The sequence below is a fragment of the Glycomyces buryatensis genome (assembly GCF_004912275.1).
In the GTDB taxonomy this organism is placed as follows: Bacteria; Actinomycetota; Actinomycetes; order Mycobacteriales; family Micromonosporaceae; genus Glycomyces; species Glycomyces buryatensis.
Window position 1 is genome coordinate 18,125 of record NZ_STGY01000054.1, and the last position, 15,934, is coordinate 34,058.

15 protein-coding genes are annotated in these 15,934 nt (G+C 68.5%); 4 read left to right on the plus strand and 11 right to left on the minus strand.

Going from position 1 to position 15,934, the window contains the following annotated elements; translation table 11 throughout:
• Positions 1-21: 21 nt before the first annotated feature.
• The 9 genes from FAB82_RS13545 to FAB82_RS13585 form a co-directional block, all read right to left on the minus strand.
• Positions 22-453, minus strand: a complete 432-nt coding sequence (locus tag FAB82_RS13545) for a hypothetical protein (protein WP_136535069.1) — start codon at positions 451-453, stop codon at positions 22-24.
• Positions 450-1,535 (minus strand): hypothetical protein, encoded by a 1,086-nt coding sequence (locus FAB82_RS13550; protein WP_136535070.1) that lies wholly within the window; start codon positions 1,533-1,535, stop codon positions 450-452. The genes FAB82_RS13545 and FAB82_RS13550 overlap by 4 nt, the downstream gene beginning before the upstream one ends.
• Positions 1,536-1,795: 260 nt before the next feature.
• Positions 1,796-2,227 (minus strand): hypothetical protein, encoded by a 432-nt coding sequence (locus tag FAB82_RS13555; RefSeq protein ID WP_136535071.1) that lies wholly within the window; start codon positions 2,225-2,227, stop codon positions 1,796-1,798.
• 71 nt (positions 2,228-2,298) lie between these two features.
• A complete protein-coding gene (locus FAB82_RS13560) occupies positions 2,299-2,685 on the minus strand; it encodes a hypothetical protein (protein ID WP_136535072.1) in 387 nt (128 codons plus the stop codon).
• 126 nt (positions 2,686-2,811) lie between these two features.
• Positions 2,812-3,249: a hypothetical protein gene (locus FAB82_RS13565; protein WP_136535073.1), complete on the minus strand. Its 438-nt coding sequence runs from the start codon at positions 3,247-3,249 to the stop codon at positions 2,812-2,814.
• Positions 3,233-4,108 (minus strand): hypothetical protein, encoded by an 876-nt coding sequence (locus FAB82_RS13570; RefSeq protein ID WP_136535074.1) that lies wholly within the window; start codon positions 4,106-4,108, stop codon positions 3,233-3,235. Before FAB82_RS13570 ends, FAB82_RS13565 begins: the two co-directional genes overlap by 17 nt.
• A gap of 193 nt (positions 4,109-4,301) precedes the next feature.
• The gene (locus FAB82_RS13575; protein ID WP_136535075.1) at positions 4,302-4,529 is read right to left on the minus strand and encodes an Lsr2 dimerization domain-containing protein; all 228 of its coding nucleotides are present in this window, start codon (positions 4,527-4,529) and stop codon (positions 4,302-4,304) included.
• 124 nt (positions 4,530-4,653) lie between these two features.
• Positions 4,654-5,640 (minus strand): hypothetical protein, encoded by a 987-nt coding sequence (locus FAB82_RS13580; protein WP_136535076.1) that lies wholly within the window; start codon positions 5,638-5,640, stop codon positions 4,654-4,656.
• A gap of 92 nt (positions 5,641-5,732) precedes the next feature.
• Positions 5,733-6,464, minus strand: a complete 732-nt coding sequence (locus FAB82_RS13585) for a hypothetical protein (protein WP_136535077.1) — start codon at positions 6,462-6,464, stop codon at positions 5,733-5,735.
• 328 nt (positions 6,465-6,792) lie between these two features.
• Here FAB82_RS13585 and FAB82_RS13590 point away from each other — a divergent pair, with 328 nt between their 5' ends.
• A complete protein-coding gene (locus FAB82_RS13590) occupies positions 6,793-7,341 on the plus strand; it encodes an NlpC/P60 family protein (RefSeq protein WP_136535078.1) in 549 nt (182 codons plus the stop codon).
• A gap of 43 nt (positions 7,342-7,384) precedes the next feature.
• Here the strand turns inward: FAB82_RS13590 and FAB82_RS13595 are convergent, their stop codons facing one another.
• Together FAB82_RS13595 and FAB82_RS13600 are read right to left on the minus strand one after the other, a co-directional pair.
• On the minus strand, positions 7,385-10,843 hold the full coding sequence (locus FAB82_RS13595; RefSeq protein WP_136535079.1) for a BTAD domain-containing putative transcriptional regulator: 3,459 nt from the start codon (positions 10,841-10,843) through the stop codon (positions 7,385-7,387).
• Between the two features lie 149 nt (positions 10,844-10,992).
• Positions 10,993-11,829, minus strand: a complete 837-nt coding sequence (locus tag FAB82_RS13600) for an MBL fold metallo-hydrolase (RefSeq protein ID WP_136535080.1) — start codon at positions 11,827-11,829, stop codon at positions 10,993-10,995.
• A gap of 196 nt (positions 11,830-12,025) precedes the next feature.
• Between FAB82_RS13600 and FAB82_RS13605 the strand changes: the two genes are divergently transcribed.
• From FAB82_RS13605 to FAB82_RS13615, 3 genes are all read left to right on the plus strand, one after another.
• Positions 12,026-13,003, plus strand: coding sequence for a LacI family DNA-binding transcriptional regulator (locus tag FAB82_RS13605; RefSeq protein WP_136535081.1), 978 nt, complete (start codon positions 12,026-12,028; stop codon positions 13,001-13,003).
• The gene (locus FAB82_RS13610) at positions 13,000-14,007 is read left to right on the plus strand and encodes a LacI family DNA-binding transcriptional regulator (RefSeq protein ID WP_136535082.1); all 1,008 of its coding nucleotides are present in this window, start codon (positions 13,000-13,002) and stop codon (positions 14,005-14,007) included. The genes FAB82_RS13605 and FAB82_RS13610 overlap by 4 nt, the downstream gene beginning before the upstream one ends.
• Positions 14,008-14,311: 304 nt before the next feature.
• Positions 14,312-15,904, plus strand: a complete 1,593-nt coding sequence (locus FAB82_RS13615) for a type 2 periplasmic-binding domain-containing protein (RefSeq protein ID WP_136535083.1) — start codon at positions 14,312-14,314, stop codon at positions 15,902-15,904.
• The last annotated feature ends 30 nt before the right edge of the window (positions 15,905-15,934 follow it).

Genomic DNA, 15,934 nt, shown 5'->3' on the forward strand with positions numbered 1-15,934 from the left:
TGTTTCGGCTCGTTTCATGGTTCAGCCCTCGCACTGCCGGAAGACCGGGGCGGAGGTGGGGCTTTGCGGGGTTTGACGGTTCGATTCGAAGATGCGGGGCAAGTGGCCGCCATCGGTGGCGCGGGCGGCAATGCGGGCCGCATTGCGGTCGGGTTCGGCGGCGGCCCAGATGCGGACCGCTTGCGCGACGATCGCGTCCAGGTTGGCCGTAGCCCACTCGACGTGGAGCGGGGCGGACACGCGCAGGCCGGGTTCGGCGGTGTTCAGGCCGATCACCGACCCCAGGGCCTCACCGGGCACGGGCTCGGTGGTGTCCTCGGGCAGGGCCTCGGTGCTGTCTTCGAAGGGCTTGCCGCAGAACGTGATCCGTAGCCGGGTCTGGTGCGGCAGGGATTCGTAGCGGAGGAAGCGGCCGTCGATGGCGGCGATGGCGGTCAGGTACGGATCGGTCATCGGGCCACCGCCTGGCCGAGGCCGGGTCCGGCGTCGAAGGCCCGTTCCCACGCGGCGATGAAAAGCGACCCTGGAGCGGGAAGCCGGGGCGCGGTCGGCTTGGAAGTGGTGGTCGGAGTGGTTGTGGAGGTGGTGGTGGCGGTGGTGACTTCTGGGGAATGAGGAGACCAGGCTGCGAAGGAGCGGTTCCGTCGGTCGGCTTGCCGGTGTTCGGGTTCGCTCCTGGCGAGCCGTGCCCCGCCCAGCGCGCGGGCGAACCGGGCGGTGCGGACCTGGTGGGAGGCGACGCGGTAACGCCAGGACGGGTTCGGGCGCGGTCGGTCATTCCCGGTGCGCTGCTGCGGGACTTGCGGTACGGGCTGCGGTGTGGGTTGCGGTGTGGGTTGCGGTGCGGGCTGTTTCCGGTGGGCCGCAGGCGCTTCGGGGGCGCGGCTGCGGATCGCCGGACGGATCAGGCCCTTGCACCAGCCGGTGACTTTCGTCCAGGTCCGTTCCCAGCGGCCTGGTGTCATCTCGGTGTCGTGGGCGCGCGCGAACACCTCCGAGCCGGTCATGAAGCGGTCGAATGCCGCCTCGCGCAGCTGTGAGAAGCGGTGCGGCACATCGAATCCGCGGGCCGGGGTGCTGGGACGCGAGGCGCCTGCGGCGGGGCGCGGCGCGCTGACTGGGGGCCAGGCTGGTTCGGGGTTGGCCTGGTGCGGGGGACCTGCCGAGGGACGAGACGGTTCGGGGGTCTCCTCGTTCGAAGGCGGAAGCGGGTCGGGAAGCTCGCCCCGGCGGTGACGGCCGGTGCGGGGGTCAGGTCGCCAGCCGGGCGTGCCGAACACGCCAGGGTCGTCCGGGTCGTGGGGGCGGACCGTCCGAGAGCGGAACTCGACCCCGAATTGCAGCGGGGGGACATCGTAGGAGTCGGCCGACTTGCCCAGGACGGAGTCGGTGAGTTCGTTCGGGGCGACCTGGGAGAAGTCGCTCGAGGCGGGATGCGCGGAGTCACCCGAATCGGGCGGGTTGGACGAGTGCGGCGCCGAGCCGTTTCGCCCTGGCCCGAAGGTCGGATTTTGGCGTACGCTGACAGAGGCCATGGGAGGTTTCCTTCCATTGCTGTGAAGGTGGGCCGCCAGTCGGATTGGCGTTTGAAGGGCGGCCCACCGGACCATATTGAGTTGTGGCTTATGGATCGCGCACTGCGCGCCTTCGAACTATCGCACACGGGATCGCAAGCGACCACCCGCGACTCGCGTGTTTTTCGCTTCTTGTCCTTACGTGTCTAGAAGATCGTGTTACGACAATCAGGGCCGAGCGCTTCGCGCTCGGCCCTGATTGCTTGTGCTGCAATGGGTTACTAGTCTCCAGCCAGCCAAGAGTCGGCAAGGGTAACCCCATCATTGAGATACGCTTCAAGGTTGCGGCTCACTTCGGGGTCGGTGGCTACGACCTTCGTGATCGTCAAGAGCGAAAGCTGGATCTGATCCTTGCCGCTGATCTCGTCGAGGAAGTGGTCCTCGCCGAACATGACGCGGATAAGCCCTTCGAGCGTAAGCACCTTCAACGGCGGGTCGAGGTGGCGGTATTGCGTCTGCATCTCGTCCACGAAACGGTGAATGGCATCGTGGCTTTGATCGTCCTTGAAGACCTTCTCCAGCACGCCTGCGAACATCGCGGACACGTAGGCGGTCCATTCATCGCCGTCAGGAACCTTGGCCACGAGCTCTTTGCTGGGCTCCTGAAGGGCAATCGCCCTCATGGCCGCTTTGGCTTCCTCGCTACCCTTCATGGCTTGCCCTTCTCACCCAAGAATCGGCTGAGGCCGAAACTCCCGGCCCCAGCCGCTATGCGTTACAAGCTTTACGCACCCTCATCGGTCAGCGTGAGGACTTCATTGATGAACTCCTGCTTCTCGGCATCGCCGAGTTCCTGCTCGGCCAGGAGGGCGTGCGGCAGCATCAGCAGGAGCTGTTGGACCAGTGCCATGTCGAGTCCATCAAGCAAGCCCTCTTCACCGCGACCGGTGCGAAGCATCGCCTCGACGATCGCGGGCTTCAGGAGCTCTGAGCCGCCGGGGAATCGGTCGGCGAGGCCTTTGCTGTAAGCCACGATCTCCCCATAGGTCGACCCATCAGGGAACCGCCGCGCTGCCGCCACCGCAAGCGCGGAGGAAGCCAGCGCATAAGCCCTTCCGGGTCCGAGCCGATCGGCAGGGAGCTTCGGCGATTCAGAGTCCTTGGTGATCATGACGGTCAACAATGCGATTTCGTCAGGGTTTGCAGTCATCGCGGTCTCGCCCCTTCTCGCCCATGAGTCTGCTGGGGCCGAGCGCTATGCGCTCGGTCCTGACCCGTTGTCCCCCGACAAGTGAGATCAGTTTTCGTCTGCCTGCCAGATCCGTACCATCTTCTCGGCATCATCGAGATACCTGTCGAGCTGAGCCTTGAACTGTTCAGACTGGCCGATGACCTTGTAGATCACCGGCATCGCCGCACGATACTGATCCTGAGATGACACGTCTTCGAGCAGGTGGTCTTCGCCGTAGAGGCCACGGATGAGCGCTTCGACGTGAAGGAAATTAACTTCGTCCTTAACCCCACGGAAGTCATAGCGCATCTCGGCGAGAACCCGGTCGATCTCTTCACGGGCTGGTCGTTCGCCAAGCCTGTGGCCGATCGCGCCCATAAAGAGCGCCATTGCGAGCAGGTAGTAGTGCTCAAGCTGCTCGGGTGGGAGTTTGGCGAGGATGCTATTCGCCTGCTCGTGTTCATTGAGTGCCTGCGCCCGAAGGGCTTCACGAGGTGTCGCCATCTCTGCTCTCTCTCTTGCCTGCGAACCGATCGAATATCCTCGCTCCGGCCTCCGTGAAGACCGCCGCCATCAGAATGGTATTGCCTACCAGATCATTCGGAGCCGGACCGGGAGGCGGCGGGGGTTGCTGCATGACGGGGATCTCTGGAGCGAGTGTAGCCGCGTCATAGCCACTTGGATCTGGAAGGTCCATGCCCTTATGGATTCCGGCGGTGGAGGATGCCAGGTCACTTCCGAAGCTCTTCAAGTCGTCTCCGCCGCGGATAAAACCGCGTCCGAATCGACGAGCCTTGCCAAAGCTTGAATCGTCAGAAGGGTCGATCTCCCCCGGCGGTTGAAGCGGGTCGCCGAGGTCATTCCGCAACGACTCGTAGGCTTCATCGCCTGGCAGCCAGATTCGCATGCCGTCATGAGCGGAGGAATCAGGAGCGGCGCCCGATGGTTGCCCGGCACCTTCGGCGGTCGAGTCGGGCTGCGTCGGCTCCGGAACTGGCTTGCCGATCATCCCGGTGGGGTCGTCTGGCAAGTCGGGGGCCTTGATGCGGGCGGAGGTTGCGATGGAACTGGTGAGGCCACCGCCTCCGCTCCCACCACCTCCGGCGATGGACGCTGCATATTGGTCCATCACCTCGTTCCCGCTCGCGAAGGCCGTCAGGGCCTCCTCGATAGCCCTTCCTGCATCATCCCACTGAGCAAAACCGTCGCTGACCAGCTGATTAGACGAACCCTCCAGACTCGCCCTGAGCTGAGCAACTTCATTGCCCATGCCGCTCTCGGCCGCCCTAGTCGAGCTGGCCGCCTCCTCAATGAGCTGCATCGCGCCCCGCAGGATCGCGGCCACGTCACCGATCGAGGTCATGCACGAATCCACACGGTCAGAGTGGCGCCGCGAAGTCCTTGTGGCTCAGGGGTGCCCGGGGGTTCGAGACTTATGGAGTGACACATGGGTGAGTTCCAGGGCTTTCTCGATGCGGTTGAGGGACATCCGATTCGGCACCAACCTAACAGAGCGAAGCCGCCCGCGCTGTCCCCGTAGCGACAGCCCTCCAACCTCAAACGTCTCCGACCGAACGGGTCCCCTGCGCAACTTTCCTTTGCCGGTACTGTCCGAGCGGAGTTGCGACGGCGATGAACTTTGACAGCTTCCCGAACAACTCCCGCTGATGCGCCTCGTGGAGCTCGATCTCGAACAACCCACCGTCGATCCCGAACTGCACCGTGGCGTCCGCTTCGGTGCCGTCGAGATCATCGATCAGGGTGACCTGCTTCCGTTGTGCCAACTCAAGCTCCTCGATAACCGTCGGTAGGGGCGACGAGCCATCGTACGGAGGCCCCGAGCCCGAGCACCGCATCGGGCAGGGAGAACGAACTGTCCAACACCTTCACCGACACCATGCCGGACCACTATTCCGGCTGAAGGACGCATCCAGTCCGCACCACGAAGCTCGCGGAACCGTAGCCCACGTCGTAAACGGCGGCGACTCCGTCGTCTCTGACGGCCGTCAACCTGCGGTTCTGCATCACTCCACTGTCGTTCTCCCGAACATAGAGCGTGACCTCATACCCCTGCTCGGTCCAGCGGGTCCGAATGCTCTCCAAGTAGGCCAAGCTGAGCTCCGAATCAGGTTCGAATTCGCCCAGGTCGTACTCGATGCTCAGGTCGACCCATTCCTCGCCCGGCGCGGCGCCGTCTTCGCAGCCGCTCGCGTTCTCCATGCGGCGCTCCTCCCCGAGCCCCTCGAAGCCGTCGACTTCCTGGAATGCCGGAAGGGTCTCATCCACGACTTCCTCAAGGCGCTGCCGGCCTTCCGAGGCGTCGAATTCGCGGGTGGGATTCGGCGTCTCGGGCATCGCGGGGGTGGCGTCGTTGACGTTGCCGTTCCAGGCCATCAGGCCCGCGAACACCGCGATCGCCAGCGGAAGCACGATCAACTCCGGTAGCCCCGCGAACTTCGGCGCGGAACCGGATTCGATCCGCCGCCGCGTGTCCTGGTTCGCCAACGAGACCAGTTCGATGATCAGCGCAACGATGAACGGCACCGCGGGCAAGACGAAGTACGGCAGCAGCATCAGGATCTGGACGACCGTGGCCAGGACCGAGACGACCAAGAGCGCTCCGCCCCAGCTGGAGCGTCCGACCTGAATGGCCGCCCATAGGTGGAGTGCCGTGGGAATGACGACGAATGCGATGAAGCCGGAAGCCAGTCCGTGGATATCGGCGGCATCGGAGCCGGACAAGGCCGAAAGCCCGAGGAGCACCTGATAGGCGATGGGCGCGAAGGCCAGCGCGACGGCCGCCTGGAAGTACAGCGCACCCCGGATGCCGGCGACTGAACCGCGATCGACGACCGAAATGGACGATGCTCGTTCAGGTGCGGCGCTGGGCGGCACTGGAGGGTTGTGAGTTGGAGATGGACCGTCGGCCCGCGGCTCGTCCTGGTTCTCGTCCGGAAGCCGCTCCCCTGACCGTTCAACCTCGGGCATCAGTGCTGTCCGCCGGACGTGCCCGGAGCGCTGGACGGTTCATCGCGGTGCGAGCGGGCGTTGGCGGCGACGAGGCGGACGCAGAGGCTGATCACGAGAAGGAGTACAACGAGTCCCTGCATTTCCCTGGTATCGGGGCCGGGATCGCCGGTGCGGCGGGCTTCGAGGAGGCCGCGCGGGTCGTACTCGACCTCGATGGACTCCGGCTCGAACGGGTCGCCGTCGAACGGATCCGTGCCGTCGCGGTCGATGCCGCCTTCGATCGAGTCGTAGGGGTCGTCGGCCGGTTTACTGTCGATCCGCTCGTCCACGGTGACCGTGTCGTGCTCGCATTCGAGGGTGTAGGTCCGCACCCAGTAGGTGCCGCCGCCTCTCGTTTCCTTTTCCTCGTCGTACGTACCGACGATCGGGCACTCTTCCACAATGCCGCGTTCGTCCATCGTGTAGTCGTACACGGCGAACCATGCGGCCCAGACCGCCCCGGCCATCGGCAGGACCAGGAGCCACGCGGCCCGATGCCGGTAGCGGGAAAGGTCGATGATGATGAAGAGGAATCCCCAGAGGACACCGAGGACGATCGCCGGGATGCCGTACTCATCGTCGGAGTCGCCGGCGATCGCGCTCGCCCACAAGGCGCCGAGTACGGTCGCCAGCGCGAACGGGACGAGGAAGAACTCGATCCACCCATCCGAGGCCCGAATCCAGCGGCGCTTCCGCCTCATGTCAGTCATCGAGGACGGCTTGCCTGCGGACCACTCTGCGGCGCACCGGCTTCGGTCGGTGGTGTGTCACCTCGGGGTGGCCTTTCGGTCAGGGGTCGGTCACAGTAATGCGATTGGGACCCAACCATATCGAAGCCCGGCAACCCGTGCAGGGCTGGACCGTTCCGGGTCGGGGCCTTCGCTCCCGGCACCGGTACGGGCGGAGTACGGGTTTCGGTGTCAGATCGGCTCCACCCGTCGGACTTAGCCTGAGTGGACAAGAGGACGCAGCGGCGCCGATCAGGTGCCGGAGCGTCGTCCGACAGTTCTGATTCACCTTCCCCCCAAGGAGATTCGCATGGCCGATCAAGAAGAACGCCCGAACGTCTCGCGGCGCCGAATGCTGCAGGCGGCGCTCATCGTGCCCGCCGCGACGATCCCCGCGATCGTCGTCGCCAGCCCCGCCGAGGCCGCCTACAACGGCGAGATCACGCGCTCTCGCGTGCTCACGCGCGCCCGGAACTGGTACAACCGCGACATCCCCTACAACGGCCAAGGCACGGCCACGGACTGGGAAGGGGACCACAGGTATCGCCGGGACTGCTCCGGGTTCGTTTCGCAGTGCTGGCACAGCCCCACACCCGGCCACAGCACGCGCACCCTCCCCAACATCTCCCGAGTTATCGATTGGGACGACCTCCACCCCGGCGACATCATGAACAAGGCCGCCGCCTACCCCAACGGGCACACCATGCTGTTCGAGAAATGGACCACGCCGTCCGGGTCGATGCGGGCCTACGAGCTGACGACCGCCGTCATGGGCATGCGGTGCAAGACCTACACCATCGACTGGTACCGGGCCCGGGGCTACGTTCCCCGCCGGTACCACAAGATCGTCCGCGGCTGATCGACTCGCCGTGACCGCCGGTGCATCCGCTGGATGCACCGGCTCAATGGCGCGGCTGCGAATGCTCCGCTTCGACCCGTTCGGCCAGGACCTCCGCACCCGCGGCCCGGTAGACGCCCGCGGCCACCGTGGCGAGCCGCGCGGCCGCCGCCGGGTCCTCGCCCGCGACGCAGCTGGCCTGGACCTCCAGGGCGCCCGCTTCGAGCATGCCGAACCCATGGGCGCGAGCCGCCTCGCCCGCGCTCTCGGCACGGCGGCGGGCTTCGACGCCGTCCCCGTCGCGCAGCAGCGCCGCGGCCAACCCGACTTGGGCGCGCACCGCGAAGAACGGGTATTCGGCGCCGACCTCCAGCGCCCGCCCGAACGTGTCCAGGGCCGCCGGGACGTCGCCGCCGCCCAGCTCTGCCTCGCCCAATGTGGTCAGCAGCGCCGCCTGCGCGCGCCGGTTCTGGCCGATCAGCGTGAGGTCGTAGCCCTGCCGGGCGGCGCTGACCGCGTCGTCGGCCTGGCCGCGTTGCGTGTACAACTGACTCAGTTCATCCAGTGTGGACAATTCTCCGTGCAGGTTGCCGAGGCTCCGGTAGCCGTCCAGGGACGCGTGCAGGTGCGCCTCGGCCTCCGGCTCCCGGCCGAGCTGACGGAGCACCATCCCGAGGTTGCCGAGGTTGGCCGGGATGGAGGTCTCCCGTCCGGTCGCCCGATTGATCCGCAGCGCGGCGGTGAAGTACTCCGCCGCCGCCGCAAGGCGTCCCTGGTCGGCGCACATGGCGCCGAGTCCATTGAGGGTCACCGCGCGCACGTGCCCGAATTCGTCGTCGGCGCTGAGCTCCAGTGCGAGCTGGTACGACGCCTCCGCCTCGTCGAGTCGGCCCTGTTCGGACTGCACGAGCCCGATATTGTGCCGCAGGTACGCGACGGCGGATCGCCACCCGGCGGTCTCGGCCAGGGCGGCGCCCTCCTCGTAGGCGTCGAGCGCGTCCTGATGCCGGCCCGTCGCCCACATCGCCTGGCCGCGGCTGGTGAGCATCGCCGCCCGCGCGGCCGGGTCGCCCTCCGCGGTGGCCGCGCGGAGGCCCGCGTCGGCGGTCCGCAGCCACCGGTCGGCGTGGCGCCGGATGAAGAAGTAGCCGCGCAGCTGGTCGGCGATCTGCCAGGCGAGGTGCCGGTGCCCGGTGTCGGCGGTGCGCTCGACGAGCGAGACCAGCGCCGGGGCCTCGGCGTCGAGCCATGCCAGCGCGGTCTCGGACGACTCGAACACGGCGTCTCGGTCGTCGCACGCCGCGAGCCTGACCATTTGGGGGTACACCCATTCCAGTGCGGCGGTCGCGCCGCGCAGGTACCAGGCGTGGAGGCGATCGCGAGCCGGTTCGCGTTCGGCGGGCTCGTCCTCGGTGAGCAGCCGGGTCGCGTAGAGGCCCAGCAGGTCGTGGAAGCGGAATCGGTCGGCGGTGTATTGGAGGAGCATGTTGGCGTCCAGGAGCTCGCCGAGGATCGGGTCGGCCCCGGCGGGTTCGGTGTCGAGCAGCGCGGCCGCGGCGTCGAGGCCGAAGTCGTCGCCGGGGTGCAGGGCGCAGAGCCGGAACGCGCGCCTCGCTGGGGCGCGCAGGGCGTCGTAGCTGAGTTGGAAACTGGCGAGCACGTCGAGTTCGCCGACGCTCAGTTCGGCGAGGCGGCGGCCGGTGTCGCGCAAGCGCAGGGCGAGGTCGGTCGTGGTCCACGCGGGCCTGCTGGCGAGCCGCGCGCCCGCGATGCGCAGCGCCAGCGGGAGCTGTCCGCAGGCTTCGGCGAGCTGCCGGGCGGAATGCGGTTCGGCGAGGATGCGCTGGGGTCCGGCGGCTGCGGCGAGGAGGTCGAGCGCGTCGGTGTACGGCAGGGTCCGCAGGTCAATGCCGTGGGCGCCGGCGAGGTCCGGGAGGCGGCGTCGGCTGGTGACGAGTACGGCGCATTCGCCGGTGCCGGGCAGCAGCGGCGTGACCTGTTTTGCGTCCCTGGCATTGTCGAGGATCATGAGCATTCGGCGGCCCGCGAGTTCGCTGCGCAGGAGCGCCGCGGCTTCGGCCTCGTCGGTGCCGACGCGCTGCGCGGGGATGCCGAGGGCCCGCAGGAACCTGCCGAGGACTTCGAGTGGCGCGATCGGGTCGCGGGAGACGCCGCGCAGGTCCGCGTACAGCTGCCCGTCCGGTAGGTCCTCGCGCAGGTGCCGGGCCGCTTGCAGGGCGAGGGCGGTCTTGCCGACGCCGGCGGGGCCGTTGACGGCGATGATCCGCGCCGTCGGCGCTTCCGGTGCGGTGTCGCCCGCAGTGCCGGTCGCGGCTTGGCCGAGCGTTTCGGTGATGATGGCGAGTTCGCGGTCGCGGCCGACGAAGTCGGGCGGTGCGGCCGGCGCCTGCCGGATCGGGCCGCTCCGCGGTGCCTGCGGCGATGAGCGCCAGCGTTGCTGGAGGGCGCCCTGGTGGGCGTCGCGCAGTTGCGGTCCCGGGTCGATGCCGAGTTGGTCGCCCAGGATGGCGCGCACGCGTTCGTAGGCCGCGAGTGCCTCGGTCTGGCGGCCGGCGGCGGAGAGGGTGATGACCAGTTCGGCGTGCAGCGGCTCGTGCAGTTCGAGCCGGTCGGCCAGGTCCCGCAGTCGCGGCAGGACCTGCTCGGATTCGCCGAGTTCCCTTGCGGCCGTGGCGTAGGCGCGCAGCAGGGCGGCGTACTCGTCGGTCACGGCGGTCACGAGCGGGCTGCCGCGAAGGACGTCCACGTCGGTGTCGCCGCGCCACAGCCGGGCCGCCTCCGCGTAGTGGCCGAGTGCCCGTTCGGGGTCGCCTTCGGCGGCGGCGTGGGCGGCCAGTTCCCTGAACCGCACCAGGTCCAGTTGCTCGGGGCCCGCGGTGAGGCGGTAGCCGCCCGGGGCGGACGCGAGCATGTCCGCTGCCGCGGGTCCGTGGCGCAGCAGGCGCCGCAGCCGTCCGATGTAGGTATAGAGGAGATTGGTGGCCGATTCCGGTCGCCGCCGTCCCCAGATCAGGTCCATCAGCTCTTCGCGCCCGACGACGTCGCCATTGCTCAGTGCGAGCCGCAGCAGGAGGGTCCGCTGCTTGTCGGCGGTCAGCGGCACTCGGGCGCCGCCGCGCCAGACGGTGAGCGGTCCCAGGATGGCCAGGGTGGTCGCCGTGCCGGGCGGGGCCGGTGGTGGTTCGGGACGCGACATGACCTTGGACATCGTCGGGGTGGGCAGCGCGAAGGCGGCGGCGAGGAAGTGGGCCTCGTCCGGACCGGCCAGGCCCAGGGCGCGGGCGAGGGCGCGGACCGAGTCGCGCCGGGGGCGGCGGCTGCGTCCCTGCTCCATGTCGCGGATCGCGGCCAGGCTGACGCCCGAGCGTTCGGCGAGTTCGCGCTGGGTCAGGCCGTCGCGCTCGCGGCGCGACTTCAGGAGGGCGCCGAACCGGGCGTCCGGGTGCGCGCCGGGGGCAAGGGGAGTGCCGTGGCCGATCGTCTCTGGCTTCCTGGCTGCCATGACCGGGACACTAACGCTCGGGGTCCACCCGCGACCGCCTGCGACAACCCCGTTGACCTGCGACCGGACCCCGGTGAGATTCCGCCGCGAAAATTCCTGCCGCTGTCCCGCCGGTCTCCCGCCTCGCCGCCGCCCGAGTAGGCCGATCGCTAGCCGGGCATGCCGCCGCGTCCGCTTCTCTCGGCGAGGCGCTGGACTTGCCCGACGGAGATGTCGCCGACCCACTCCCAGCCGGGCTTGGCCGTCGGGCCAACCCGCGGGTCACTGGGCACACGGCCCTCGCGCAAGGTGAGCACGTACGCCCGATCCAGCTCGATCCGTGCGCGTACCTCATCGGCTCCGCCGACCGACCCGTGGCCGGGGACGACGACATCGACGTCGCCTGCCACGTCCTCGAGCAGCCGCAGCCCGACGAGGTATTCCTCGATCGGGTCGTTGGTGTCGTTCAGGTCGTCGAGGTTCGGAACCAGGACATCAGAGAGCATGTCGCCGGCGACGAGAACCCCGCGTTCTTCGATGAACAGCGCCGCATGGCCCGGTGCGTGCGCCGGATGCTCGATGATCCGGACGCCGGGGCCCTCCCAGGGGATCTGCGCGGTTCCGGCGGGCAGGCCCGTGATGAGGCCGAACAGATCCAGCGGTGTCTCGTCCGCGATTTCCGGCGGCAACCCCTCGGCGACGCGGGCCTTCCAGTCCGGGTTCGACCGCAGATCCCGCATGGAGGCTGCGCAGCGGGCCGTACCGTAGCGGGGCGCTTCACCGAGCTCCGGGTGCCAGAGCACGTGATCCCAATCAGGATGCGTCGAGAAGCCTGCCACAACGGGCTGACCCAACTCGCGAAGGTCGCTCGCGAGGCGGGTCATCTCGGATCCCGTCAACCCGGGGTCGACCAGCAACACACCGGCCCGGCCTTGCACCACGACGGCGTTGTTCTCGAGCAACTCGCTCCGGTGGACCAGCACGCCCTCCGCTACCTGGCTCAGCACGGTGGCCCCTTCCGCTTGCGGTCTGCGATCCGTTGTCTGGACGGTAGTACCTGGCGGAGGTGGATCGCAATCACCACGGGCGCAGCGAATGAGCCTCGAGCGTGGTGCCCGATCCGCGGTCGCTTCCGCTCCCTGACCGGAAGGCAGACGAGGTAGGGCCGGTGGCGCCCGGCCCCGACGATCTAATCTCATCTCCATGGGAGTGACGATGCGCGAGGTCGCCGGACGCGCGGGCGTTTCGGTGAAGACGGTCTCGCGCGTGGTCAATGACGAACCGCATATTCGTCCGGCGACTCGGGCTCTGGTTCGCGCGGCGATCGCCGAACTCGGTTGGACGCCGAACGCTTCGGCACGAACCCTGCGCACCGGCCGCACCGGAGTCATCGGCATCGCGGTGGCGGACCTGCGTCGACCCCTGCTCGCCGCCGTGGTGGAGCGGCTGGTGACGGAGTTGGACCGTCACGGCCTGCACGCCAGTGTGGAGCCGACGCACGACGACCCCGCACGTCTCGCCTCGGTGCTGGCACAGCGCGGACACACCTTCGACGCGCTGCTCGTGGTCGACGCGCCCGAGCTTCCCGCCACGACGGCCGCCGACGAAGGCGGGCCCGTGATCCGCGTCGAGGTCACGCGGCGGCCTCCCGCCGCCCAGGTCGCCGGTACGGACGCGGTGTCCGCGGATCTCGACCAGGCCGTCGACCTGGCGCTGCGGCACCTGCAGGTGATGGGCCGCGGCCGCGCCGTGAGGCTCGGGCCCGGACCGCTGGCCGAACGCGAGCAGGTCCGGCTGGTCGCGCGCGTCGACCCCGAGCCGGGCCGGGTGGGGCGCGCCGCCGGTTACCGGGCGGCGCAGCGGGCCCTGGTCGATCAGCCGGGGGTCGACGCCCTCATCTGCGGCACCGATGAAATCGCCCTCGGGGCGCTCGCGGGCCTGCACGCCGCCGGGGTCGAGGTGCCGGGACGGGTGGCGCTGATCGGCTACGGCAATCTGGACGACGGCCGGTTCAGCACGCCGTCATTGAGCACCATCGACCCGGACCCGCCCTCCCTGGCGCGGGGCGCCGTCGATCTCCTGGCGGCGCGCCTGGCCGGGGATGACCAGGCGCCCCGGGCGATCACCGTCCCGGTCGCGCTGGTGCAGCGCGAATCCACGTCGGGACCGGGCGCGCGATGAAGCGACCCACGTTGGCGGACGTCGCCGCCATGGCAGGGGTATCGCCGAAGACGGTCTCCAATGTGCTCCGCGACCGCCCGTACGCGGCGACGGCGACCCGGGAACGGGTATGGGAGGCGGTCGCCGCCGTCGGCTACCGGGTGAACCGGGCCGGCCGGGCATTGGCGGGCGGCGGCAGTGGACGGATCGCGGTGGTCGTGCCGAACCTCCACCAGCCCTACTACGCCGAGAACGCCGAACGGTTGATCCTGGCGCTCGCGGCACAGAACCTCACCAGCACCCTGCGCATCGCCTCGAACGCCGACGCCGAGCGCGAGGCGATCCTCGGCGCTACCACCGCGGATGCGGACGGGATGATCGTCTTCGCGCCCCACATCAATGCCGAACTGCTGGACGGCAAGGCGCCGAACCGACCGGTGGTGCAGTTCGGCAGCACGCCCACCGGACTGCTGGACACGGTGGTGATGGGGGAATACGAGGGCTTCAAGGCCGTCACCCGCCACCTGCTGGACACCGGCCGGCGGCGTCTCGCCCTGGTGTGGAACGCGACCAGGAACGGCCGACCTGCCGGGCGCCGCTTCGAGGGTTTTCTCGCCGCGCACGAAGAGTTCGGACTCGAGGCGGATCCGGCGCTGGCGGTGGCCGGCTCGGACTGGGACCGGCGCGCCCCCGGGTTCGAGGCGATGACGGGTCTGCTCGCCTCGGGCGGCGACTTCGACGCGGTGATGGGCATCAACGACGCCGTGGCGGTCGGCGCGCTGCGCGCCCTCCGCACCCATGGCGTGCGCGTTCCCGACGATGTGGCCCTGACCGGCTTCGACGACACCGACGAGGCCGAGTTCACCGTGCCGCCGCTGACGACGGTGAGCCCGGAGCACGAGGCGATGGTGGGCGCGGCCGTGCGGATGCTGACCGAGCGCTTGGGCGGCAGCGCGGGCCCGCCGCGGGAGTACCACGCCGCCGCGCATGTGATTCCCCGAGCGTCCTCGGGCGTGCCCCGCTGACGACGGTTCGCGGCGACGTCCATCGAACCGCAGAGATCGAACTGCGTCGATCCTGAAAATCCCACGGAGCCTTGTGGACGCACGATCACACCTGATCCTGTCCCTCTATTGACAACGCTGAACTACGTGCATAAGGTCGTGTGGCGTTCACGACACTTACGAGGAGACGACGCGACCCGGCCCCAGGTACCGCCCACCCCTGATCGATCCGAACCGCGGTGACGCGAGGCCTGAACGTCCGCCGACCCTCTGATCGGAACCATGCCCGAACCCCCCGGCTCAAGGAGGAGTCTTGAATCCGATTTTGAAACGCAGAGGGGCCGCCGCCCTCGCCGGCCTCGCGTCCACCGCGATGCTGCTGAGCGCATGCGGCGGAGGAGGCGAGGACAGCAACTCGCTCAAGATCCTCGTCGTCAAGCACGCCCTCACCGGGCCCATGGAGGACATGGGTTGGGTGGAAGAACTCGAGAAGGCCGCGGGCATCCCGGTCGAATGGGAGGAGGTCTCGGCCGACTGGGCGGAGAAGAAGTCCACCATGCTCGCCGCCGGCGACATTCCGGACCTGGTGATCGGCACGAACGCCATCAACGACTCGGACATGGTCACCTTCACCGGCCTGTTCGAGGACCTCGGCGACGACATGGAGGCGCTGCCGAACGTGGCGGCGATGTTCGAGGCACTGCCCGAGACCGAGGCAATGGCGACCCGCCCCGACGGGGAGATCTACTCGATCCCCTCCTACCGTCGCTTCTGGCCGGAGACCTCCACCCGCCAGTACGTGAACCAGCAGTGGCTCGACAATCTGGGCCTGGAGCAGCCCACCACCTTCGATGAGCTGCACGAAGTCCTGCTCGCCTTCAAGAACGAGGACGCCAACGGCAACGGCGACACGGACGACGAGATCCCGATCGACTGGTCTCCGGCCGGCGAGGGCGGCTTCGGGTTCTTCCAGCCCTCGGTGCTGCTCGGCAGCTTCGGACTCCCGATCACGGGCGGCGGCGGCTCCGGATACATCGTGGAGGACGGAACGGTGGGCAACTTCCTCACCGACACCCGCTACCGCGACCTGGTGTCCTTCCTGCACGAGCTCTACGCCGACGGCCTGGTCAGCCAGGACGTCATGACCCAGGACTACTCCGCCTACCAATCGGTGGGACGCGGCGACGGCGACGTGGCCAAGGTCGGCTTCTCCTGGGGCTGGACGGCCTCGGACCGGTTCGGCCCGGAACTGGCCGAGCAGTACGCCTCCACGGCCCCGCTGCTGGCCGACGCCTCCGTGAACCCCGACGACCTGGCCTGGACGTACGACTCCTACGGCCTCAACTACGGGCTCAACACCATCACCATGTCCGCCCAGAGCAGCAAGAAGGACGCCGCGCTGAAGGTGATCGACGCCTTCTACGACCAGGACCTCTCCATTCAGGCGCTCTGGGGCGAGTTCGGGGAGAACGTCGAAGAGCTCGGCGACGGCTCGTACGAGGTGCTGCCCCCGGCCGACGAGGCGACCGACCCGTCCACCTGGAAATGGACCACCACGCTCGCCGACAACAGCCCCGGATGGATCCGCGACGACATCGAGGTCACGCTGCCGACCGACCTGGCAGAGTCGGCGGAACAAGGCGAACCGCTCACGGACGTCCTCGCGAACATCGACCCGGCCACCGAGATCTGGCCCGGGGAACTGATCAAGATGAACGCGGAGGACTCCAGCAGGCTCTCGCTGCTCCACACCGACCTGCTCGGACCCGCGATGCAGCGGTGGGCCACCTGGATCACCGAAGGCGGCGTCGAGTCCGAATGGGACGCTTACACGGCGGAGCTGGAGGGACTCGGACTGACCGAGGCCGTCGAGATCCACCAGCGCTACTACGACGACTACCAGGCGAACCTGGGATGACGGCCGCAACCACCATCGGGCCCGCCGGGG

Bases quoted from the DNA above. Each gene is read 5' to 3' on its own strand.
- FAB82_RS13545 (WP_136535069.1), bottom strand. From the start codon at position 453: ATGACCGATCCGTACCTGACCGCCATCGCCGCCATCGACGGCCGCTTC.
- FAB82_RS13550 (WP_136535070.1), bottom strand. From the start codon at position 1,535: ATGGCCTCTGTCAGCGTACGCCAAAATCCGACCTTCGGGCCAGGGCGA.
- FAB82_RS13555 (WP_136535071.1), bottom strand. From the start codon at position 2,227: ATGAAGGGTAGCGAGGAAGCCAAAGCGGCCATGAGGGCGATTGCCCTT.
- FAB82_RS13560 (WP_136535072.1), bottom strand. From the start codon at position 2,685: ATGATCACCAAGGACTCTGAATCGCCGAAGCTCCCTGCCGATCGGCTC.
- FAB82_RS13565 (WP_136535073.1), bottom strand. From the start codon at position 3,249: ATGGCGACACCTCGTGAAGCCCTTCGGGCGCAGGCACTCAATGAACAC.
- FAB82_RS13570 (WP_136535074.1), bottom strand. From the start codon at position 4,108: ATGACCTCGATCGGTGACGTGGCCGCGATCCTGCGGGGCGCGATGCAG.
- FAB82_RS13585 (WP_136535077.1), bottom strand. From the start codon at position 6,464: ATGACTGACATGAGGCGGAAGCGCCGCTGGATTCGGGCCTCGGATGGG.
- FAB82_RS13590 (WP_136535078.1), top strand. From the start codon at position 6,793: ATGGCCGATCAAGAAGAACGCCCGAACGTCTCGCGGCGCCGAATGCTG.
- FAB82_RS13595 (WP_136535079.1), bottom strand. From the start codon at position 10,843: ATGGCAGCCAGGAAGCCAGAGACGATCGGCCACGGCACTCCCCTTGCC.
- FAB82_RS13605 (WP_136535081.1), top strand. From the start codon at position 12,026: ATGGGAGTGACGATGCGCGAGGTCGCCGGACGCGCGGGCGTTTCGGTG.
- FAB82_RS13610 (WP_136535082.1), top strand. From the start codon at position 13,000: ATGAAGCGACCCACGTTGGCGGACGTCGCCGCCATGGCAGGGGTATCG.